The organism is Streptomyces vilmorinianum (assembly GCF_005517195.1).
Lineage (GTDB): Bacteria > Actinomycetota > Actinomycetes > Streptomycetales > Streptomycetaceae > Streptomyces > Streptomyces vilmorinianum.
Genome location: NZ_CP040244.1, coordinates 2468847 through 2488840, shown reverse-complemented (window position 1 = coordinate 2488840; position 19994 = coordinate 2468847). Strand labels below are relative to the sequence as shown.

Annotated in this window: 22 protein-coding genes; 14 read left to right on the top strand and 8 right to left on the bottom strand. The window is 71.6% G+C overall.

The window, feature by feature from the left end; translation table 11 throughout:
- Positions 1-102 precede the first annotated feature (102 nt).
- Positions 103-804, bottom strand: coding sequence for a FadR/GntR family transcriptional regulator (locus FDM97_RS11615; RefSeq protein ID WP_137990333.1), 702 nt, complete (start codon positions 802-804; stop codon positions 103-105).
- A gap of 146 nt (positions 805-950) precedes the next feature.
- Between FDM97_RS11615 and FDM97_RS11610 the strand changes: the two genes are divergently transcribed.
- The 3 genes from FDM97_RS11610 to FDM97_RS11600 all read left to right on the top strand — a co-directional run bounded on the left by FDM97_RS11610 (position 951) and on the right by FDM97_RS11600 (position 3474).
- A complete protein-coding gene (locus FDM97_RS11610) occupies positions 951-1475 on the top strand; it encodes a gluconokinase (RefSeq protein WP_137990332.1) in 525 nt (174 codons plus the stop codon).
- A gap of 115 nt (positions 1476-1590) precedes the next feature.
- Complete coding sequence (locus FDM97_RS11605) at positions 1591-2988, top strand: GntP family permease (RefSeq protein WP_137990331.1); 1398 nt, start codon at positions 1591-1593, stop codon at positions 2986-2988.
- 54 nt (positions 2989-3042) lie between these two features.
- The gene (locus FDM97_RS11600) at positions 3043-3474 is read left to right on the top strand and encodes an ASCH domain-containing protein (RefSeq protein WP_137990330.1); all 432 of its coding nucleotides are present in this window, start codon (positions 3043-3045) and stop codon (positions 3472-3474) included.
- A gap of 25 nt (positions 3475-3499) precedes the next feature.
- On the opposite strand, the gene FDM97_RS11595 is transcribed toward FDM97_RS11600, so the two are convergent.
- Both FDM97_RS11595 and FDM97_RS11590 read right to left on the bottom strand, forming a co-directional pair.
- A complete protein-coding gene (locus FDM97_RS11595; protein WP_137990329.1) occupies positions 3500-4030 on the bottom strand; it encodes a GNAT family N-acetyltransferase in 531 nt (176 codons plus the stop codon).
- A gap of 97 nt (positions 4031-4127) precedes the next feature.
- Positions 4128-5783: an FAD-binding dehydrogenase gene (locus tag FDM97_RS11590; RefSeq protein WP_137990328.1), complete on the bottom strand. Its 1656-nt coding sequence runs from the start codon at positions 5781-5783 to the stop codon at positions 4128-4130.
- A 95-nt stretch (positions 5784-5878) separates the two neighbouring features.
- On the opposite strand from FDM97_RS11590, the gene FDM97_RS11585 reads away from it, so the two are divergent.
- From FDM97_RS11585 to FDM97_RS11565, 5 genes are read left to right on the top strand one after another with little or no spacing between them, the layout of a single operon-like run.
- Positions 5879-6565 carry a TetR/AcrR family transcriptional regulator gene (locus FDM97_RS11585; RefSeq protein ID WP_137990327.1) on the top strand — a complete coding sequence of 229 codons (687 nt, stop codon included), beginning with the start codon at positions 5879-5881 and terminating at the stop codon, positions 6563-6565.
- Positions 6562-7326 carry a glucose 1-dehydrogenase gene (locus FDM97_RS11580; protein ID WP_137990326.1) on the top strand — a complete coding sequence of 255 codons (765 nt, stop codon included), beginning with the start codon at positions 6562-6564 and terminating at the stop codon, positions 7324-7326. The genes FDM97_RS11585 and FDM97_RS11580 overlap by 4 nt, the downstream gene beginning before the upstream one ends.
- A gap of 12 nt (positions 7327-7338) precedes the next feature.
- Positions 7339-7863 (top strand): NUDIX hydrolase, encoded by a 525-nt coding sequence (locus tag FDM97_RS11575; protein ID WP_137990325.1) that lies wholly within the window; start codon positions 7339-7341, stop codon positions 7861-7863.
- Between the two features lie 24 nt (positions 7864-7887).
- Positions 7888-8283: a YidH family protein gene (locus tag FDM97_RS11570; protein ID WP_137990324.1), complete on the top strand. Its 396-nt coding sequence runs from the start codon at positions 7888-7890 to the stop codon at positions 8281-8283.
- An 11-nt stretch (positions 8284-8294) separates the two neighbouring features.
- A complete protein-coding gene (locus tag FDM97_RS11565; protein WP_137994777.1) occupies positions 8295-8600 on the top strand; it encodes a DUF202 domain-containing protein in 306 nt (101 codons plus the stop codon).
- A gap of 3 nt (positions 8601-8603) precedes the next feature.
- Here FDM97_RS11565 and FDM97_RS11560 read toward each other — a convergent pair whose 3' ends face one another.
- Complete coding sequence (locus tag FDM97_RS11560; protein ID WP_137990323.1) at positions 8604-9542, bottom strand: NADP-dependent oxidoreductase; 939 nt, start codon at positions 9540-9542, stop codon at positions 8604-8606.
- A gap of 171 nt (positions 9543-9713) precedes the next feature.
- Here FDM97_RS11560 and FDM97_RS11555 point away from each other — a divergent pair, with 171 nt between their 5' ends.
- Together FDM97_RS11555 and FDM97_RS11550 are read left to right on the top strand one after the other, a co-directional pair.
- Positions 9714-10013 carry a hypothetical protein gene (locus tag FDM97_RS11555; RefSeq protein ID WP_137990322.1) on the top strand — a complete coding sequence of 100 codons (300 nt, stop codon included), beginning with the start codon at positions 9714-9716 and terminating at the stop codon, positions 10011-10013.
- 90 nt (positions 10014-10103) lie between these two features.
- Entirely contained in the window at positions 10104-11015 is a 912-nt protein-coding gene (locus tag FDM97_RS11550; protein ID WP_137990321.1) for an MBL fold metallo-hydrolase, read from the top strand.
- A 53-nt stretch (positions 11016-11068) separates the two neighbouring features.
- Here FDM97_RS11550 and FDM97_RS11545 read toward each other — a convergent pair whose 3' ends face one another.
- Complete coding sequence (locus tag FDM97_RS11545) at positions 11069-12307, bottom strand: glucarate dehydratase family protein (RefSeq protein WP_137990320.1); 1239 nt, start codon at positions 12305-12307, stop codon at positions 11069-11071.
- Between the two features lie 131 nt (positions 12308-12438).
- Between FDM97_RS11545 and FDM97_RS11540 the strand changes: the two genes are divergently transcribed.
- Entirely contained in the window at positions 12439-13461 is a 1023-nt protein-coding gene (locus tag FDM97_RS11540; protein ID WP_137990319.1) for a phosphotransferase family protein, read from the top strand.
- Between the two features lie 6 nt (positions 13462-13467).
- A complete protein-coding gene (locus tag FDM97_RS11535; RefSeq protein WP_137990318.1) occupies positions 13468-14682 on the top strand; it encodes an acyl-CoA dehydrogenase family protein in 1215 nt (404 codons plus the stop codon).
- A gap of 3 nt (positions 14683-14685) precedes the next feature.
- Here FDM97_RS11535 and FDM97_RS11530 read toward each other — a convergent pair whose 3' ends face one another.
- From FDM97_RS11530 to FDM97_RS11520, 3 genes are read right to left on the bottom strand one after another with little or no spacing between them, the layout of a single operon-like run.
- Positions 14686-15279 (bottom strand): TetR/AcrR family transcriptional regulator, encoded by a 594-nt coding sequence (locus tag FDM97_RS11530; RefSeq protein WP_137990317.1) that lies wholly within the window; start codon positions 15277-15279, stop codon positions 14686-14688.
- A 36-nt stretch (positions 15280-15315) separates the two neighbouring features.
- Positions 15316-17046, bottom strand: coding sequence for an AMP-binding protein (locus FDM97_RS11525; RefSeq protein WP_137990316.1), 1731 nt, complete (start codon positions 17044-17046; stop codon positions 15316-15318).
- Positions 17043-17807 carry an SDR family oxidoreductase gene (locus FDM97_RS11520; RefSeq protein ID WP_137990315.1) on the bottom strand — a complete coding sequence of 255 codons (765 nt, stop codon included), beginning with the start codon at positions 17805-17807 and terminating at the stop codon, positions 17043-17045. Before FDM97_RS11520 ends, FDM97_RS11525 begins: the two co-directional genes overlap by 4 nt.
- Positions 17808-17959: 152 nt before the next feature.
- On the opposite strand from FDM97_RS11520, the gene FDM97_RS11515 reads away from it, so the two are divergent.
- Positions 17960-19210, top strand: coding sequence for an exo-beta-N-acetylmuramidase NamZ family protein (locus FDM97_RS11515; RefSeq protein ID WP_137990314.1), 1251 nt, complete (start codon positions 17960-17962; stop codon positions 19208-19210).
- A 59-nt stretch (positions 19211-19269) separates the two neighbouring features.
- Positions 19270-19944: a hypothetical protein gene (locus FDM97_RS11510; protein ID WP_137990313.1), complete on the top strand. Its 675-nt coding sequence runs from the start codon at positions 19270-19272 to the stop codon at positions 19942-19944.
- Positions 19945-19994: the final 50 nt, after the last annotated feature.

The following is a 19994-nucleotide window of genomic DNA, read 5'->3' as shown; positions in this document are numbered from 1 at the left end:
GCGGACATCCTCACCGCAAGACGAGGTTGCGGGCAGTGGCCAATGTCACTGCTCGCCCAGATTTGAGCTACTTCAGAGGTTCCGGAGCGAGAGGCGCCGCCGCTACGGGGCGAGGACGTCCAGCTCCTTGAGCGCGCCGACCGCGATCTGGCGGGTGAGCTCCTCGGCGCGGGCGGCGTCCCTCTCCCGTACCGCCTCGGCGACCTGGACGTGGAGGGTGACGGCGGCCGGGTCGGGATCCTCGAACATCACCTGGTGGTGCGTGCGGCCCGTGAGCACCTCGGCGACCACGTCGCCGAGCCGGGCGAACATCTCGTTGCCGGAGGCGTTGAGGACGACCCGGTGGAAGGCGATGTCGTGGACGAGGTACGCCTCCAGCTGCCGTCCGCGGGAGGTGGCGACCATGCCGAGCGCCTGCTCGGTCAGCTCGCGGCACTGCTCGGGGGTGGCGTGGACGGCGGCGAGTCCGGCCGCGACGGGTTCGACCGCGGAGCGCAGCACGGTGAGCGAGCGCAGCTGACGGGGGCGGTCGGCGCCGGCCAGGCGCCAGCGGATGACCTGGGGGTCGTACACGTTCCACTGCGCCGTCGGCAGGACGATCACACCGACGCGGCGTCGCGACTCGACCAGGTGCATGGATTCCAGGACGCGGACGACCTCGCGGACAACCGTCCGGGAGACATCGAAGCGCTGGGCGAGCTCGTCGGTGCGCAGCACACTGCCGGGCGGGTACTCCCCCGCGGTGATCGCGAGACCCAGGGTGGCGAGGACGTGCGGATGAAGCCCCTGGGCCGGTGTCGTCATGGGGGTCAGCCTACGCGCGCACCAAGATCGGGAACAAAAAGTATGACTTTAATGTCACAGGGTCTTGAATACGTCGTACCCAATGGGTTTCATGAGCGCGACGGAATCGCGAGATCGATGTCGAAGAAGACAGCGAGGCACCACCCATGAGCACCACCTCCCCGACGGCCCATCAGGTCGTCGTCGTGATGGGCGTCGCCGGCACCGGCAAGACGACCATCGGTCCGCTGGTCGCGGACGCGCTCGGCGTCCCCTATGCCGAGGGCGACGACTTCCACCCGGCGGCGAACGTCGCCAAGATGTCGGCCGGCATCCCGCTGGACGACGCGGACCGTGGCCCCTGGCTCGACGCGATCGGGCGGTGGGCGCACGACAGGGCCGGGCTCGGCGGTGTGGTGAGCAGCTCCGCCCTGAAGCGGATCTACCGGGACCGGCTGCGGGCGGCCGCACCGGGCGTGGTCTTCCTTCATCTGACCGGCGACCGCGAGCTGATCGAGAGGCGGATGACCGAGCGCAGGGGTCACTTCATGCCGACGGCGCTGCTCGACTCGCAGTTCGCCACCCTGCAGCCGCTGCAGGAGGACGAGGCCGGTGTCGCCGTCGACGTCTCCGGCTCGCCCGAGGAGATCGCCGCCAGGGCCGTCGCCGCGCTGCGCCGGTTCGCCGGCTGACCCCCGTACCTGCGTACCCCTCCGTACTTCCGTAGGTCCGTACGTCACTTCCGTAGGTCCGTACGTCCGTACCTCCGTTCCTTTTCTCCCCACCCCCGTCCCCTGAGGAACCACCGTGACCAGTCTCAGCGTCGAGATGCTGGCAGCGGACGCCGTCGAGCCCATCACCTCGGCCGGCAACGTCCAGCTCGGCATCGCCGTGCTCGCGGGCATCGCCGTCATCGTCCTGCTCATCACCAAGTTCAAACTGCACGCCTTCCTGGCCCTGACGATCGGGTCGCTGGCCCTGGGCGCGTTCGCCGGGGCCCCGCTCGCGGCGACCATGGACTCCTTCACCGTGGGCCTCGGCAAGACCGTCGCCGGTGTGGGCGTGCTGATCGCGCTCGGCGCGATCCTGGGCAAGCTGCTCGCCGACTCCGGCGGCGCGGACCAGATCGTCGACACGATCCTCGCCAAGGCGAGCGGCCGGGCGATGCCCTGGGCGATGGTGCTGATCGCCTCCGTCATCGGACTGCCGCTCTTCTTCGAGGTCGGCATCGTGCTGCTGATCCCGGTGGTCCTGCTGGTCGCCAAGCGCGGCAACTACTCGCTGATGCGGATCGGCGTCCCCGCCCTGGCCGGTCTGTCGGTGATGCACGGTCTGATCCCGCCGCACCCCGGCCCGCTGGTCGCCATCGACGCGCTGGGCGCCAACCTCGGCGTCACGCTCGCGCTCGGCGTCCTGGTCGCCATCCCGACCGTGATCATCGCCGGTCCGCTCTTCTCCCGGTACGCCGCCCGCTGGGTGGACATCCCGGCCCCGGAGAACATGATTCCGGCGCGTCCGTCGGAGGACCTGGAGAAGCGCCCCGGCTTCGCCGCGACCGTGGCCACCGTGCTGCTGCCCGTCGTCCTGATGCTGGTCAAGGCACTGGTCGACATCGTCGTGGACGACAAGGAGAACGGCCTCCAGAAGGTCACCGACGTCATCGGCTCGCCGCTGATCGCGCTGCTCGCGGCCGTCGTCGTCGGCCTGTTCACGCTCGGCCGCGCGGCCGGCTTCACCAAGCAGCGGCTCTCCTCGACCGTCGAGAAGTCCCTCGCCCCGATCGCGGGCGTGCTGCTGATCGTCGGTGCGGGCGGCGGCTTCAAGCAGACCCTGATCGACGTGGGCGTCGGCCAGATGATCCTGGACTTCTCCGAGAACTGGTCGATACCGGCCCTGCTGCTCGGCTGGCTCATCGCGGTGGCGATCCGGCTCGCGACGGGCTCGGCGACGGTGGCGACGATCTCGGCTGCCGGCCTGGTGGCCCCGCTCGCCGAGGGCATGGGCACGAGCGAGACGGCGCTTCTGGTGCTTGCGATCGGCGCCGGTTCGCTCTTCTTCAGTCATGTGAACGACGCCGGCTTCTGGATGGTCAAGGAGTACTTCGGGATGAGCGTCGGCCAGACGATCAAGACCTGGTCGGTGATGGAGACGATCATCTCGGTCGTCGGCATCGTCTTCGTCCTGCTGCTGTCCCTGGTGTTGTGACCGGGCAGCCGAATCCCGCGGCGAGGGCCGGTCATGGCTGACAGACTGTCGGCCATGACCGGCCCTCACGCGCTCAAGCCCTTTCTGCTCGCCTTCCCCGGACCCCTGCGGGACCAGCTCGTCGCCGCCGTGCTCTCGGGCGAGAAGGTCTCGACGACCGGCCTGTACGCCGAATGGGAGGCGGAGAAGGAGGAGTTGCCCGAGGTGGGCGAGCGCTCCGCGCTGATCGACTCCGACGGGCGCGCGGTCGCGGTCGTGGAGGTGACGGAGGTACGCGTCCTGCCGCTCGGCCGGATCGACCTCCAGCACGCGCTCGACGAGGGCGAGGGGTACACGTCGGTGGCGCAGTGGCGGGCCGCTCATGAGCGCTTCTGGCACTCCGAGGAGATGCGCGAGGCGCTGGGCGACCCGGACTTCACGGTCGACGACTCGACGGTGGTGGTGGCGGAGCGCTTCCGGGTGGTGGAACTGCTTCAGGCTCCTTGAGGTGCGGGCGGGGCCTGGCCACCCGCTACGACCGCACGCCGAGCCACTGCTCGGCGCCGTACTCCTCGAACCGCTCCACTTCGGTGAACCCCAACTTCGCCGCGAGGCGCATCGCGCGGGCGTTGGCGGTCCGGGTGCGGAGCACCACCGGCTCGTCGGGGAGTACGTCGGCGAACCAGTCGAGTGCCGCTGCGCACGCCTCGGCGGCGTAACCGCGTCCCCACGCTTCCGGCAGGAACATGTAACCGAGCTCGGCCTGCGCGGCGTCCGGACGGACGTGGCCCGGACGCCCCGCCTCGCGCCGATCGAGCGTGACCGTGCCGATCATCGCTCCGTCGAGATCGATCACGAAAAGGCCAGGGCGCCGCCCGGGCACCTCGGGCATCGCGCGGGCGAGCTCGTCGCGCGGGCGAGGGCCACCGATGTAGGTGCCCACCTCGGGCGATGCGAACAGCTCGACGAACGCCGCACGGTCTCGGGCCTCGGACTCGCGGAGCACGAGCCGTTCGGTCCTTATGGGGGCAGGTGGCCAGGCGACGGGTCCAAGTCCAGGCATGGCGGGCAACCTATCGCACGCCCGTGGGAGTGATCCGAGTGATCGAGTGATCCGAAAGAGCCCGAAAGAGTCCGAAAGAGAAGGCCTACCCCACCGCCTACCCCACCGCCTTCGCCGCCGCCCGGCCCGCCGCGCGGCCCGAGAAGATGCAGCCGCCGAGGAAGGTGCCCTCCAGGGAGCGGTAGCCGTGGACGCCTCCGCCGCCGAACCCGGCCGCCTCACCCGCCGCGTACACCCCCTCCAGGACCTGTCCGCCCTCGGTCAGGACGCGGGAGGACAGGTCCGTCTCCAGACCGCCGAGCGACTTCCGGGTGAGGATGTTCAGGCGTACGGCGATCAGCGGACCGGCCTTGGGGTCCAGGATCCGGTGCGGGGACGCCGTACGGATCAGCTTGTCGCCCAGGTACTTGCGGGCGCCCCGGATCGCCGTGACCTGAAGGTCCTTGGTGAAGGGGTTGGCGATCTCCCGGTCGCGCGCGGTGATCTCGCGGCGCAGCTCCGCCTCGTCGATGAGCGGCTCGTCGGTGAGCGCGTTCATGCCGCGGACGAGGGCGGCGAGGTCCTTCTCCACGACGAAGTCGACGCCGTGGTCCATGAACGCCTTCACCGGGCCCGGCACGTCCGCCCGCGCCCGGCTGATGACGTCACGGATCGACTTGCCGGTGAGATCGGGGTTCTGCTCGGACCCCGAGAGCGCGAACTCCTTGCCGATGATGCGCTGGTCGAGCACGAACCAGGTGTGGTCGTGGCCGGTGCGCATGATGTGTTCGAGCGTGCCGAGGGTGTCGAAGCCGGGGAAGAGCGGGACGGGCAGCCGGCGGCCGCGCGCGTCCAGCCAGAGCGAGGACGGTCCTGGCAGGATGCGGATGCCGTGCTTCGCCCAGATCGGGTTCCAGTTCTCGATGCCCTCGGTGTAGTGCCACATCCGGTCGCGGTTGATGTGGTGCGCCCCGGCCTCCTCGGCGATGCCGAGCATCAGCCCGTCGACATGGGCGGGCACGCCGGAGAGCATCTTGGCGGGCGGGGTGCCGAGCCGGTCCGGCCACTGCTTGCGTACGAGGTCGTGGTTGCCGCCGATGCCGCCCGAGGTGACGATCACCGCCTGGGCCCGGAGTTCGAAGGCGCCGGTGGCCTCCCGGCTGCTCGCGGTGCCGCGCTCGGCGGTGGAGGGCTCCAGGATCTCGCCGCTGACGGTGTCCACGGCTCCGGCGGTACGGCCGAGGCCGGTCACCCGGTGGCGGAAGCGGAGCTGGACCCGGCCGGCGGCGACGCCCTCGCGGACCCGGCGCTCGAAGGGCGCGACGATGCCGGGGCCGGTGCCCCAGGTGATGTGGAAGCGGGGCACCGAGTTGCCGTGCCCGTTCGCGTCGTAACCGCCGCGCTCGGCCCAGCCCACCACCGGGAAGAAGCGCACCCCGCGCGCGTGCAGCCAGGACCGCTTCTCGCCCGCCGCGAAGTCGACGTACGCCTCCGCCCACCGGCGCGGCCACTGGTCCTCGGCCCGGTCGAAGCCGGCGGTGCCGAACCAGTCCTGGAGCGCGAGCTCATGGCTGTCCTTGATCCGCATGCGGCGCTGCTCGGGCGAGTCCACGAGGAAGAGGCCGCCGAAGGACCAGTGGGCCTGGCCGCCGATCGACTGCTCGGGTTCCTGGTCGAGCAGGATGACGCTGCGCCCGGCGTCCACGAGTTCGGCGGTGGCCACGAGCCCGGCGAGGCCGGCTCCGATCACGATCACATCAGCGTCGTACGACATGGACCGAATCTTGGATACACGAATGTATCGAGTCAACCGTCCGGACCCGAGCAGATCCCTCCCGTTTTCTAATGCCGGGCATTAACGTGGCGCTCATGGCGAGGACATCGGGGCCCGAGACCCGGGAGAAGCTGATCCGCGCGGCGGAGGAGATCTTCGCCGCCCAGGGCGTCCACGGCGCCCAGCTGCGCGACATCGTCGCCCTGGCCGGCCAGGCCAACCCCTCGGCCGTGCAGTACCACTTCGGCTCGCGCGGCGGGCTCCTCGACGCGGTGATGGCCGGCCGCCAGGCCCGTACGGAGAAGGTCCTCGACCCGCTCCTCGCGGCCGCCGCACCCGAGGCCGACCCAGAGACCGACCCCGAGACCGACCCCGAGACCGACCCCGACGAGCTGCGCGCGCTGATCGGCGCTCTGGTCACCGCCGAGGCGAGCGAGCTGCGCACCGAGCGCGGCCGGCGCTGTCTGCGGATCTCCGCCCAGCTCAGCCACGAGAGCGGTGTGCGCACCCGCACCCCCCATCCCACGCTCGACGGCACCGTGTACTGGCGCCTGATCGAGCGGGTCGAGGCCTGTCTGACCGGCCTGCCGGAACCCATGCGCCTGGAGCGGCTGGATCTGGCGCTCACGGTCGTCGGCGCGGCCCTGGCCGACCGGGCTCGGCAGTACCTCGACGGAACCGAGCCGCTCACAAGTCAGCCGCTCTTCCTCGCCGACCTCGTCGAGACCACCACCGCCCTGCTGCGGGCCCCGCTGCCCACGACCCGAAGGGACCTTTCATGAACGACCTGACCGGCAAGACCGTCCTGATCACCGGAGGCGCCCGCGGCCTGGGCGCGGAGGCCGCACGCCAGGCCGTCGCCGCCGGCGCGAACGTCGTGGTCACGGACGTCCTGGACGACGAGGGCAAGGCGACGGCGGCCGGACTCGGTGAGCGGGCGCGCTTCCTCCACCACGACGTGACCTCCGAGGAGGAGTGGGCCGCGGCCGTCGCGTACGCGGTCGCCGAGTTCGGCGCCCTGCACGGTCTGGTGAACAACGCGGGGACAGCCACCGGCGCCTTTCTGGAGACCGAGTCCGTCGAGCGCTTCCGCAAGGTGCTCGACACCAACCTGACCGGCGTCTTCATCGGCATGAAGGCCGCGATCCCGGCGATGAGGGAGGCGGGCGGCGGCTCGATCGTCAACATCTCCTCGGCCGCCGGGCTGATGGGCCTGGCGCTGACCGCGGGCTACGGCGCCTCGAAGTGGGGCGTGCGCGGCCTGACGAAGATCGGCGCGGTGGAGCTGGGCACGGCGAGGATCCGCGTCAACTCGGTCCACCCGGGGATGACGTACACCCCGATGACCGCGGCCGTCGGCATCGAGCGCGGTGAGGGCAGGTACCCGAACACCCCGATGGGGCGGGTCGGCGAGGCGCCCGAGATCGCGGGCGCGGTCGTCTTCCTGCTGTCGGACGCGGCCTCGTACGTGACGGGCGCGGAGCTGGCCGTGGACGGCGGCTGGACCACCGGTCCGACGGTGAAGTACGTCATGGGTCAGTGATTTCATGGCGGAATGACGAACCCCGCCGAAGAGATCCTGGACGTCGTCGACGAGGACGACAACGTCGTCGGACAGGCCCCGCGCGCCGAGGTGTACGCGCGCGGCCTGATCCATCGCTGCGCGTTCATCCAGGTACGGGACGCCCAGGACCGGATCTTCGTGCACCGGCGCACGCCCGGGAAGCTGGTCTACCCGTCGATGTACGACATGTTCGTGGGCGGGGTCGTCGGCGCGGGCGAGTCGTACGACGACGCGGCGCTGCGCGAGGCCGAGGAGGAGCTGGGGGTCTCCGGTCTGCCGCGCCCCGAGCCGCTCTTCACGTTCCTGTACGACTCCGGAGGCGTCGCCGGGAAGTGGTGGTCGGCCGTCTACCGGGTGCGCTGCGAGCTGCCGGTGAACCCGCAGGCGGAGGAGGTCGCGTGGCACGCCTTCCTGCCCGAGGCGGAGGTGGTCGCGCGACTGGCCCCCGGGGAGTGGACGTGGGTGCCGGACGGCCTGGACGCGTACGAGCGGCTGCGGGCGCGCCGGGCCGGGTGAGGGAGCGGCGGTTAAGGTGCCCGGGTGAGTAGCTTCGTACAGAGTCTGCGGCTGTGGTTCGCGCCGCAGCGGATCCGGGACGAGGGTGAGACTCCGGACTACCGGTTCTCGCTCGCCAACGAGCGCACCTTCCTCGCCTGGATCCGGACGGCGCTCGCGCTCGTCGGCGGCGGTTTCGCGGTCGACCAGTTCCTGCCGGATCTGCGCTGGGGGGTACGGGTCGGGTTCGCGCTCGCGCTGCTCGGCGCGGGCGTGCTGTGCGCGCTGCGGGCGGTGAATCACTGGGTGCGGTGCGAGCGGGCGATGCGGCGCGGGGAGGACCTGCCGGTGTCGCGGTTCCCGACCGTGCTGAGTCTCGCGGTCGCCGTGGTGGCGCTGGCGATGGTCCTGGTCATCCTCTTCGACTGGACCGGGCGGTGACGCAGGCGGTGATGCCGGCCCGGGATCCGGGACTGCAGCCGGAGCGGACGCGGCTCGCGTGGCGCCGTACGACGCTGACGTGCACGATCGTGGCGGTGCTTGCCGCGAAGTCGGCGATCCGGGACGAGGTCACGGCGGCGGGGCTCGCGGGGGCGGCGCTGACGGCGCTGGTCTGGGTCGGCTTCCTCGCCGTCGCCCACCGCCGGATCCACGCCCTGGACGCGGCGCGTCCGGGGCCGCTCTCGCGCCGGGGCGCGCTGTTCGCGGCGGCGTGCACGGTCGCGCTGGCGGCGCTGGCCGTCGCGGTGGTGCTCTGAGGATCACTCCGGCCACTCCACGGTGACGACGACCTTGCCGTTCAGGCCGCCCTCGGCGTTGGCGCGCTGGGCGTCGGCGGCCTGCTCCAGCGGGAAGGTCCGCGCGACCCGTACCGACAGGACCCCGTCCTCGGCCAGGCCGGCGAGTGCGGCGAGGTCCTGGGAGTCGGGGCGGACCCAGAAGTAGCGGCCGCCGAGGCTGATGACCTCGCCGTCGGCGACCGAGGCCAGGCGGCCCTCCGGGGCCAGGACGTCCGCGGTCATCTTGAGGAACGGGCCGCCGATGGTGTCGAAGGCGGCGTCCACGCCCTCCGGGGCCAGGGCGCGGATCTGTGCGGCGAAGGTGTGCTCGTCGTAGACCACCGGCTCGGCGCCCAGCTCCTTGATCCGGTCCTGGCCCGGCTCGCGCGCCGCGCCGATGACGCGGCAGCCGTGGTGGCGGGCGATCTGGACGGCCATGGAGCCGACCCCGCCGGCCGCCGCGTGCACCAGGACCGTCTCGCCGGAGCGGACCGCGAGCGCCTGATGGAGCACCTGGTAGGCGGTGAGACCGGCCAGCGGAAGGGCCGCGGACTCCTCGAAGCCCATGGTGCGCGGCTTGCGGGCGAGGGTACGGACCGGGGCGGCGACGTACTCGGCGAAGGTGCCGCGGGAGAGGAAGTCCTCGCGGACGTAGCCCATGACCTCGTCGCCGACGGTGAACTCGGTGACGGAGATGCCGGGCTGGACGACGACCCCGGAGACGTCCCAGCCGGGGATGACCGGGAAGACGGCGTCCATCATCCCGTCGAGGTAGCCGGCCTGGGCCTTCCGGTCGACGGGGTTCACGGCGGCCGCGCGTACCTTGATCAGGACGTCGTCGGGGCCGACCTTGGGGTCGGGCCGCTCGCCGTACTCGAGCACTTCGGGTCCGCCGTACCGGCTGTAGCTGATCGCCTTCATACCCCGAACGATCAGGGCGGGTCCCGCGCCCCGCAAGCCGGATTCCCCCGGGCGGTGCCGCGGGGCCGCGCCGCGCGCGTGGGCTGCGCGCCGAAGCCCGGATGAAACAAGGACGAGATAGACATTTCGGACTAGCCTGAGGTGGTCACTCCCCCTCACAGAGGCGATGTCATGACCGTTCTCCACCACGAGCACCCCACCCCCCACGCGCACACCCACGGCCCGTCGTGCGGGCACACCGCCGTCGCCCACCGGGACCATGTCGACTACGCCCACGACGGTCACCTGCACCGTCAGCACGGCGGACACTGGGACGAGTGCGAGCCCACGTCCCACGTCCAGCACACCCACCCCGACCACACGCACGGGCCGGACTGCGGCCACACCGCCGTCACGCACGGCGACCACATCGACTACGTACACGACGGGCACCGGCACGCGGCGCACGGCAACCACTGGGACGACCACTGATCCCACGATCGCCGAGTTTCCCCCGACCGGGCCCAACTGGCAGGCTGCCACCTGCCGGTTGGGCTCTTGTCGTTCACGTCCGGGGGAACCTTGTCCGTCACCGATCCGTACGTCGTCGCGCTCGCACCGGGCGCGCACGCCTTCGTCCAGCCCGACGGCGGCTGGTGTCTGAACAACGCCGGGTTCGTGGGCGACGCCCGCGAGACCCTGCTCGTGGACACGGCCGCCACCGAGCGCCGGGCCCGGCTGCTGCGCGAGGCGGTCCTGGCCGAGGGGCTTCCGCTGCCCCGGACGATCGTCTCCACGCACCATCACGGCGACCACACCTACGGCAACGGGGTGTTCCTGCCCGGCGCGCGGATCGTCGGCCACGCCAACTGCCGTACCGAGCAGCTCGCGGCCGGGCGCCAGCTCCATCTGCTGTGGCCGCGGACCGACTTCGGCGACATCGAGGTGACGCCGCCCTCGCTCACGTACAGCGAGAGTCTGACGCTGTACGTGGGTGAGCTGGAGGTGCGCGTGCTGCACCCGGGGCCCGCGCACACCACCGGCGACTCGATCGTCCATCTCCCGCAGCAGGGCGTCGTGTTCACCGGGGACCTGGTCTTCCACGGCGGGACGCCGTTCCTTCCGATGGGCTCGCTGTCGGGTTCGCTGCGCGCGCTCGAGCTGCTGCGCTCGCTGGACGCCCCGACGGTGGTGCCCGGCCACGGCCCCGTCACCGACCCGTCGGCGTACGACGCTACGGAGCGCTATCTGCGCTGGGTCGCCGCACTGGCCCGCGAGGGTCGCGCGAAGGGCGCGACCCCGCTGGAGACGGCCCGCCGGGCCGACCTCGGTGAGTTCGGGGCCTGGCGGGAGAGCGAGCGCCTGGTGGCGAACCTGCACCGCGCGTACGCGGAGCTGGACGGCCTTCCGGAGGGCTCGCCGCTGGATCCGGCGGCGGTGTTCGGCGACATGGCGGCGATGAACGGGGGCGTGCCGGTGGCGTGCCACGCGTAGCCTGCGGAGCTCCGTGGGCGCCGGCCCAAGGGGCGAAGGCGCCCGCACGGCCCCTACCCGCGCCTACGCATCGCCGCCGCGTCGTCGCGGTCCCGCATCGTGCCGTCGTCGTCGAGCCAGCGGCGGTGGAGGGTCGCGAGGGCCTCGGGGTCCAGGTCGACGCCGAGACCCGGGGCGTCGGAGACCGCGAGCCGGCCGTCCTCGAAGACGGGGCGGGTGGTGACGACGTCCTCGGTCTGCCAGGGGTAGTGGGTGTCGCAGGCGTGGTCGAGGTCGGGCAGCGTCGCGGCCACCTGGGTCATGGCGGCGAGGCTGATGCCCAGGTGGGTGTTGGAGTGCATGGAGAGCCCTACGCCGTACGTGCGGCAGAGCGCGGCCAGTTCGCGGGTGCGGTGCAGGCCGCCCCAGTAGTGGTGGTCGCAGAGCACGATCCGTACCGCGTCCCGGGCGAAGGCCTCCGGTACCTCCTCGAAGGTCGTCACGCACATGTTGGTCGCGAGGGGCACGTCCGTACGGGCGGCGATCTCGGCCATCGCATGCGTGCCGGTCGCCGGGTCCTCCAGATACTCCAGGACGTCCTTCAGCTCCCGCGCCACCTCCAGGGAGGTCTCCACGGACCAGGCGCCGTTGGGGTCGAGCCGCAGCGGGCGTCCGGGGAACTTCTCGGCCAGGGCGCGGATCGCGGCGATCTCCTGCTCGGGCGGGAAGACACCGCCCTTGAGCTTGAAGGAGCGGAAGCCGTACATCCGGTCGAAGCGTCGGGCCTGGTCGACGATCCCGGCCGGGTCGAGCGCCTCCCCCCACGTGTCCGTCCCGGCGAACTTGTAGAAGAGATACGCGCTGTACTCGACGGAGTCGCGGACCTTGCCGCCGAGCAGGGCGTGGACGGGCAGGCCGAGGGTCTTGCCGAGCGCGTCCAGGCAGGCGACCTCGAAGGCCGAGACGACGGAGAGGCGGAGCTTGTCGGCGGTCTGCACCCCGCGCAGTCCGCCGGCGTCGACCCGCTCGTCCACCGCCCGTGAGTCGCCGCACACCCGCGCGGCGAGCGAGAACAGGCCGTTCACGTCCGTGACCGAGCGCCCGGGCAGCGCCGCGGCCAGCGGGCGTGCGAGGTCCAGATACCTTCCGTCGCCGTAGGTCTCCCCGAGGCCGGCGATCCCGCCTCGCGTGACCACTTCGACCACGAGCCGGGGGGTGAGGGGCTGATGCACGCCCTGAGTGTTGAGCAGAGGAGGGTCGGAGATCAGGATCGGGGTCAGCCGGACTTCCTCGACGAGCAGCTCTGGATTCATATGTGAACCATATTCACACAGACAATCCACGACCAGACCGACGGCACGGCTTTCCCTCCCGAACCCTGGACGACATACCGACTGGTCGGTCATCATGAACGCCGACCAGCCACCCTCTGGAGGTACGCACGATGAGTTCAGCACCGCCGCCCGGTCTCGACCCCGGGCAGTTGCGCGGATTCCTCGACCGGGAACGGCCGGGACTCCTGCGCGGCCCGCTCACCGCCCGGCTGATCGAGGGCGGCCGGTCCAACCTCACGTACGTCGTCACGGACGGCACCGTCCAGTGGGTGGTCCGCAGGCCGCCGCTCGGCCACGTCCTGGCCACGGCACACGACATGAAGCGCGAGCACCGCGTGATCAGCGCCCTGCACGGGACCGCCGTGCCCGTCCCGGAGCCCGTCCTGCTGTGCGAGGACGACACCGTGCTCGGCGCGCCGTTCTACGTCATGGAGTTCGTCGCCGGAACCCCGTACCGCTCGGCCGAACAGCTCGCCCCGCTCGGCCCCGAGCGCACCCGCGAGGCCGTCCTCGGCCTGGTCGACACCCTCGTCGACCTGCACGCCGTGGACCCCGCCGCGGTGGGTCTGGGCGACTTCGGGCGCCCCGAGGGCTTCCTCGACCGCCAGCTGCGCCGCTGGGGCAAGCAGCTCGCAGCCTCCCGGGGCCGCGATCTCGCGGGCATCGACGAGCTGCACGCCGCCCTCGGCCGCGCGCTCCCGGCCTCCCCCGCCCCCACGGTCGTGCACGGCGACTACCGCCTGGACAACGTCCTGATCGGCGAGGACGACCGCATCAAGGCCGTCCTCGACTGGGAGATGTCCACCCTCGGCGACCCGCTGACCGACCTCGGCCTGCTCGCGATGTACAGCGCGCGGCTCGACGTCCCGCACTCCCCCGTCAGCACGACCGCCACGGCCGCCGGGCACCCCACGCCCGCCGAGCTGATCGAGCGCTACGCCGCCCGCTCGGGCCGCGACACCTCCGCGATCTCCTGGTACACGGCCTTCGCCTGGTTCAAGCTCGCCGTGATCCTGGAGGGCATCCACTACCGCTACACCCTCGGCCAGACCGTCGGCGCCGGCTTCGACCGCATCGGCGAACTCGTCCCCGTCTTCATCGAGCACGGCCTCACCACCCTCCAGGAAGGCTGAACCGCCATGGACTTCGCATTCGACGCGCGCACCGAGGAGCTGCGGGCGAAACTCCTCGCCTTCATGGACGAGCACGTGTACCCCGCCGAGCAGATCGCCCACGAGCAGCGGGCGCTGCTCGCCTCGCCGTGGGACACGCCGCGGATCGTCGAGGACCTGAAGGCCGAGGCCAGGCGCCAGGGGCTGTGGAACCTCTTCCTGCCGGACGAGGAGTACGGGGCGGGGCTCACCAACCTGCAGTACGCGCCGCTCGCCGAGATCACCGGCCGCAGCCCCCAGCTGGCGCCCACGGCCCTCAACTGCGCGGCCCCCGACACCGGGAACATGGAGGTGCTCGCCCAGTTCGGCGACGAGGCGCAGAAGAAGCAGTGGCTGGAGCCGCTGCTCGCCGGGGAGATCCGCTCGGCGTTCGCGATGACCGAGCCCGAGGTGGCCTCCTCGGACGCGACGAACATCGAGACGCGGATCGCGCGCGACGGCGACGAGTACGTCGTCAGCGGCCGCAAGTGGTACATCTCCGGGGCGATGAGCCCCGACTGCAAGATCTTCATCGTCATGGGCAAGACCGACCCGCACGGCGCGGACATCCGCCGCCAGCAGTCGATGATCCTCGTCCCGCGCGACACCCCCGGTGTCGAGGTGCGGCGCGCGATGCAGGTGTACGGCTACGAGGACCACGACCACGGCGGTCACGCCGAGGTCGTCTTCCACGACGCCCGCGTTCCGGCCTCGAACCTGATCGGCGAGGAGGGCGGCGGCTTCGCCATCGCCCAGGCCCGGCTCGGCCCCGGCCGGATCCACCACTGCATGCGGCTGATCGGCATGGCCGAGCGGGCCATCGAGCTGATGTGCCGCCGGGCCGTGTCCCGTACCGCCTTCGGCAAGCCGATCGCCCAGCAGGGCGTGGTCCAGAACTGGATCGCGGACGCCCGGGTGACCGTCGAACAGCTGCGGCTGCTCGTCCTCAAGACCGCCTGGCTGATGGACACCGCCGGCAACCGGGGCGCGCACACGGAGATCCAGGCCATCAAGATCGCCACCCCGCGCGCGGTGGTCGACATCCTCGACAAGGCGGTCCAGGTGCACGGCGCGGGCGGGGTCTCGCAGGACTTCCCGCTGGCCGAGCTCTGGGCCGCGGCGCGGACGCTGAAGCTGGCGGACGGCCCGGACGAGGTGCACCAGCGCTCGCTGGCGCGGCGGGAGCTGAAGAAGTACCTGTAGGCGCTAAGGACGCAGGGCCCGCAGCAGCAGGTCGGCGAGCTGGTCGGCGACCTGCTGCGGGGTGAGGGGCCCGTCCGGGCGGTACCACGTGGACAGGTGGTGGACCGACCCGAAGTGGTAGTCCACGACCAGGTCGGCCGGGGTCGCCGTGGAGAAGACCCCGGCCTCCTGGCCCTCCTCGATCAGGGCCCGGAACCGCTCGTGGTAGCGCCGCCGCTCGGCCCGTACCTGCTTGTTCTTCTCCGGGCTGAGGTGGTGCATGGAGCGGAAGAAGATCGAGGCGTCGTCGAGGTTCTCGATCGTCGTCACGACGACGTCGGCGGCGGCGTCGCGCAGCCTCTGCTCCACCGGGGCGTCGGCGTCCGCGAAGGCGTCGAGCCGCTCCTGCTGGAGCCGCAGCACCCGGGAGTAGACCTCCTGGAGGAGGTCCTCCTTGGAGCCGAAGTAGTGGTAGAGCGCGCCCTTGGTGACACCCGCCGCCTCCACGATCTCCTGGACGGAGGTGCGGTCGTAGCCCCGCTCCGCGAAGAGCCGGGTGGCAGCGGCCAGCAGCCTCTGGGGGACGGGGGTACCGCTCCCGTCCGTCGTCCTGGCCATGCGCCGCCGCCTTTCACTCGTGATCGTCCGTGATCGTCATCGCTTGGGGGAACGCAGTTCCCGCCTCAGGATCTTCCCACTTGTCGTCTTGGGCAGCTCCGCCAGGATCTCGACCTCGCGCGGGTACTTGTACGCGGCGAGCCGCTGCTCGCAGTACGCGGAGAGGTCGGCGGGCTCCACGGCGGCGCCCGGGCGCAGGCTCACATAGGCCTTCACCGTCTCGCCCCGGTAGGCGTCGGGGATCCCGACGACGGCCGCCTCGCGCACGGCGGGGTGGGTGTAGAGGACGTCCTCGACCTCGCGCGGCCAGACCTTGAAGCCGGAGGCGTTGATCATGTCCTTCTTGCGGTCGACGACGTAGAGCCAGCCGTCCGCGTCCATGAAGCCGATGTCACCGGTCCGCAGCTCCCCGTCGGGGAAGGTCTGCTCGGTGGCCTCGGGGAGCCGCCAGTATCCGGGGACGACCTGGGGTCCGCGTACCGCGATCTCGCCCTGCTCGCCGAAGGGCACCTCGGTGCCGGTCTCGTCGAGGATGCGGACGACGGTGTCGGGCCCGGGCACGCCGACCGAGAGGGTGCCGGAGGCGGGGTCCACCGGGGCCTCCTTCTCGGGCGGTACCGCTGCGCAGGGGGCCGTGCACTCGGTGAGGCCGTAGCCGTTGCGGATGTACGGACCGAAGCCGGCGCGGAACTTCTCCACCAGTGCGGGCGGGACCGGGGCGCCGCCCGAGGAGATGATCCGGAACGAGGAGAAGTGGTCGGGGGTGGCGTCCGGGTGCGCGGCGAGCGCCATGAAGGCGGTGGAGGGGCCGACCGTGTAGGCGGGGCGGTGCTCCAGGAAGGCGTCGAGGACCACTCCGGCGTCGAAGCGGTAGGCGAGGACGAGGGTGCCGGCGTTGGCGAAGCAGGCGGCGAGCTCGCAGACCAGGCCGGTGATGTGGAAGAGCGGGGCGAGCACGAAGTAGCCGACTCCCTCGGGGACGGGGTGCCCGGTGCGCTGGCGTTCGGCGTTGTAGGTGATGCCCCGGTGGAGGTTGAGGGCGCCCTTGGGGGTGCCGCTGGTGCCGGAGGTGTAGCTGATCAGGGCCACGTCGTCGCCCGTGAGCTCGCGGTCCGTGGGGGCGGGGTGTGCGGCGCGGGCGACGGTCAGCAGGTCGTCGGCGTCGGTGGGCACGCGCTCGAAGCCGAGGACGCGCGGGTCGTCGCGGGTCTGGAGGTCGCGTTCGCAGGCGGTGAGCGCGATCCGTACGGAGGAGTCGGCGGCGCTCTCCCCCAGATACGCTGCCCAGGCCCGGTCGGAGCAGATCAGGGCGGTGGCGCCGGAGTCGCGCAGGGCGTGTCCGACCTCGCCCGCCTTGTACATGGGGTTGAGCGGGACGACGGTCGCGCCCGCCTTCCAGGCGCCGAGCAGGGCGAGCACGAAGTGCGGGCTGTTCTGGAGCATGATCGCGACGCGGTCGCCCCGCGCGAGGCCACGGGCGGCGAGGTGCCCGGCGACCGAGTCGGAGAGCGCGTCGGTCTCGCGGTAGGTCAGGCGGCCGTCGAAGTAGACGAGGGCCGGGCGCTCGGGTCCGCGGCCCGCGGCCGCGCGGAAGGCGTGCAGCGCGGTGGGCGGCGGGGCTATGGGCGTCCGCTGGGTGTCGGTGAGCTGGGCGAGCCACGGCTTGGCCGCGTAGACCGACTCCGTCGCGCGGGTCGGGTCCGTCGAGTCGGTCGCGTCGGTCGCGTCGGTCGAGTCGGTCGCGTCGGTCGAGTCGGTCGACGTCATCGGCCCTCCCCCTCCCACTTCCGCTGGATGTGGTTCATGTTGCCGATCCACCGCTCGGGATCGGTCGCCCGGGCCCGGTAGTAGTCGGCGACCTCGGGGTGCGGCAGGACCAGGAAGCGGTCGGCCTCGATGGCCTCGAAGAGGGAGTCGGCGACGTCCTCGGGCTCGATGGCCGTGGGGGTGAGGACGAGTTCGCCGGCCGATCCGGCGGCGGTCAGCATGTCCGTACGGACGCCCTGCGGGCAGATGGCGTGGACCTTGACCCCTCGGTGGCGGTAGGTGAGGGAGAGCCATTCGGCGAAGGCGTACGCGCCGTGCTTGGAGACGCTGTACGGCGCGGCGCCGACCATGGTGAGCAGGCCTGCGGCGGAGACGGTGGAGACGAAGCGGCCGCTGCCGCGCTCCAGCCAGTCGGGGAGCAGCGCGCGGGCCGCGCGGACATGGGCCATGACGTTGACGTCCCAGGCGGCCGCCCAGACGGCCTCGTCGGCGAAGGCGTCGCCGGGCGAGGCGAGTCCGGCGTTGGCGCACCACACGTCCACGGTGCCGCCGAGGGCCTCGCGGGCCCCCTCGACGATCGCGGAGGCGTCGCCGACGACGGCGGTGGCGCCGATCTCGTCGGCGACGGCCTTGGTGCGGCCCGGGTCGAGGTCGTTGACGACGACCCGGGCGCCCTCGGCGGCGAACCGGCGGGCCAGTGCGGCTCCGATCCCGCCGCCCGCTCCCGTGACGACCACTCCAGCGCCTTGCACCGTACTCATCGAGACCCGCCTCTCCGTTGCGACCGTACCGGCAGACTAACCAGTCGGTATGTGACAGGGGAAGACCTCTGGCGCACGCCTCGTTCCCTGGGACCGTCAGGAGCGCTAGCGTGCGTGCCCATGTCAGGGAAGGCGATCAGGGAGGTTTCCGCATGAGCCTGTCCGGACTGTCCAGGCGCGGCCTGCTCGCCGCCGGCGGCGCGATGGGCCTGGGGGCCGCGGCGGCTCCCCTGGCCGTCGCGCACGACGGCGGCCGCCGCGTCCGTACCGGCTTCGAGCGGCTCTGCGCCGACGGCTACGCGGCGCTCGCCGGGGAGCGGGTCGGCATCGTCACCAACCCGACCGGGATCACCTCCGACGTCCGCCACGTCGTCGACGTCATGCACGCCGACGAACGGGTGGATCTGACGGCCGTCTTCGGCCCCGAGCACGGCTTCCGGGGGACGGCGCAGGCGGGCGGCTCCGAGGGGCGCTACGACGACCCCGCGACCGGACTCCCCGTCTACGACACGTACCTCAAGAGCGGACAGCCGCTCGCGGACGTCTTCACCGCGTCGGGGGTGGACACGGTCGTCTTCGACATCCAGGACGTGGGCGCGCGCTTCTACACGTACATCTGGACGCTCTACGACTGCATGGCGGCGGCCTCGCTCGCCGGGAAGCGGTTCGTGGTCCTGGACCGGCCGAACCCGGTGACCGGGCGGGCGGCGCTCGGCCCCGTCCTCGACCGGGCCTTCGCCACCTTCGTGGGCCGCGAACCGATCGCGCAGGCGCACGGCCTGACGGTGGCGGAGCTGGCCCGGCTGTTCAACGGGGAGTTCCTGGCGCGGCCGGTGGAGCTCGAGACGGTGACGATGTCGGGCTGGAAGCGTGCGGAGTTCTTCGACGCGACCGGGCTGCCCTGGGTCCCGCCGAGCCCCAACATGCCCACGCCCGACACCGCGCTCGTCTACTCCGGCACCTGTCTCTTCGAGGGCACCAACCTCTCCGAGGGACGCGGCACCACCCGCCCCTTCGAGTTGCTCGGCGCTGAAGGTGTCGACCGGCGGTGGGCGGAGGCCGCGAATGCCCTGGAGCTGCCCGGGGTGCGGTTCCGGGAGGCATACTTCGCCCCGACCTTCTCCAAGTTCCAGGGGAAGACGGTCGGCGGGGTGCAGGTGCAGGTCCACGACCGGGCGGCCTTCGATCCCGTACGCGCCGGTGTCGGGCTGCTGATCAGCGCCAAGCGGTCGTGGAGCGGCTTCGCCTGGCGACCGGACCACTGGATCGACAAGCTGACGGGCTCGACGCGCGTGCGGACCCTCGTCGACGCGGGCGCGGACACGGACGAGGTGGTGGGCGCCTGGGGCGATGACCTGGCCGCTTTCCGTGCCGTACGCCAGGAGTATCTGCTTTACCACTGAGGTGGGAAAATGGGGCGAAAGTCCCCCTCCCCGGGGGACCGCTCCCGCGGGAGGCCATCATGGTGGCGACGCAGAGTGCTGGGGATACCCCTCGGGGTGCCCTCTGGCCCGGGATCGCCGGAATCGGATCGGCGGCGTTCCTCGTCACGGGACTGATGCTGGAGTTCCAGGTCCCCGACGTCTCGGGCAAGGACGGTGTACTGAAGGCCGTCACGCACTACGCCCAGCAGAGCAATCAGGATCTGGCCGAGGCTTCGGCGTGGGTGACGCTGGTGGGCGGAATGCTCTTCCTGTGGTTCCTGGTGGCGCTCGCGCGCCTGGCCGGGAACCGCTCTCATCTGATCCTGGTCGGCGGCACGGTGTTCGCCGTCTTCATCATGGTCTCGGCCCTGGCCGCGAACATGTACGCCATCACGGCGAGCCGTTCGGACGCCTTCCTGGTGATCCCTCAGACGGCGATGATCTCGATCCTGCTGCTCGATGTGGCCTACGGGGCGCTGCTCGGGGCCATGCTGGGCGCCGCGGTGCTGCTCTTCGCGCTGTGGCGGGTGGCGCTGACGACCGGTGAGCTGCCGGCGTGGCTGGGCTGGGTGGGGTTCGTCGTGGCGGTGGCCACCCTGGGCGGGCCGTTCACGGCCTGGGTGACGCCCGTGGCATTCGCACTGTGGATCCTGCTCACCAGTGTGCTGCTGATCCTCAAGTCGCGTTCGGGTCACGTGGATTCGGCGACGTAGACCCGGGGGTTGTCCCCCCGATGGGGAAGGGTGTTGGCAGGCTGGTCGCA

Bases quoted from the DNA above. Each gene is read 5' to 3' on its own strand.
- FDM97_RS11615 (WP_137990333.1), bottom strand. From the start codon at position 804: ATGACGACACCGGCCCAGGGGCTTCATCCGCACGTCCTCGCCACCCTG.
- FDM97_RS11610 (WP_137990332.1), top strand. From the start codon at position 951: ATGAGCACCACCTCCCCGACGGCCCATCAGGTCGTCGTCGTGATGGGC.
- FDM97_RS11600 (WP_137990330.1), top strand. From the start codon at position 3,043: ATGACCGGCCCTCACGCGCTCAAGCCCTTTCTGCTCGCCTTCCCCGGA.
- FDM97_RS11595 (WP_137990329.1), bottom strand. From the start codon at position 4,030: ATGCCTGGACTTGGACCCGTCGCCTGGCCACCTGCCCCCATAAGGACC.
- FDM97_RS11590 (WP_137990328.1), bottom strand. From the start codon at position 5,783: ATGTCGTACGACGCTGATGTGATCGTGATCGGAGCCGGCCTCGCCGGG.
- FDM97_RS11585 (WP_137990327.1), top strand. From the start codon at position 5,879: ATGGCGAGGACATCGGGGCCCGAGACCCGGGAGAAGCTGATCCGCGCG.
- FDM97_RS11580 (WP_137990326.1), top strand. From the start codon at position 6,562: ATGAACGACCTGACCGGCAAGACCGTCCTGATCACCGGAGGCGCCCGC.
- FDM97_RS11575 (WP_137990325.1), top strand. From the start codon at position 7,339: ATGACGAACCCCGCCGAAGAGATCCTGGACGTCGTCGACGAGGACGAC.
- FDM97_RS11565 (WP_137994777.1), top strand. From the start codon at position 8,295: ATGCCGGCCCGGGATCCGGGACTGCAGCCGGAGCGGACGCGGCTCGCG.
- FDM97_RS11560 (WP_137990323.1), bottom strand. From the start codon at position 9,542: ATGAAGGCGATCAGCTACAGCCGGTACGGCGGACCCGAAGTGCTCGAG.
- FDM97_RS11555 (WP_137990322.1), top strand. From the start codon at position 9,714: ATGACCGTTCTCCACCACGAGCACCCCACCCCCCACGCGCACACCCAC.
- FDM97_RS11545 (WP_137990320.1), bottom strand. From the start codon at position 12,307: ATGAATCCAGAGCTGCTCGTCGAGGAAGTCCGGCTGACCCCGATCCTG.
- FDM97_RS11540 (WP_137990319.1), top strand. From the start codon at position 12,439: ATGAGTTCAGCACCGCCGCCCGGTCTCGACCCCGGGCAGTTGCGCGGA.
- FDM97_RS11535 (WP_137990318.1), top strand. From the start codon at position 13,468: ATGGACTTCGCATTCGACGCGCGCACCGAGGAGCTGCGGGCGAAACTC.
- FDM97_RS11530 (WP_137990317.1), bottom strand. From the start codon at position 15,279: ATGGCCAGGACGACGGACGGGAGCGGTACCCCCGTCCCCCAGAGGCTG.
- FDM97_RS11525 (WP_137990316.1), bottom strand. From the start codon at position 17,046: ATGACGTCGACCGACTCGACCGACGCGACCGACTCGACCGACGCGACC.
- FDM97_RS11520 (WP_137990315.1), bottom strand. From the start codon at position 17,807: ATGAGTACGGTGCAAGGCGCTGGAGTGGTCGTCACGGGAGCGGGCGGC.
- FDM97_RS11515 (WP_137990314.1), top strand. From the start codon at position 17,960: ATGAGCCTGTCCGGACTGTCCAGGCGCGGCCTGCTCGCCGCCGGCGGC.
- FDM97_RS11510 (WP_137990313.1), top strand. From the start codon at position 19,270: ATGGTGGCGACGCAGAGTGCTGGGGATACCCCTCGGGGTGCCCTCTGG.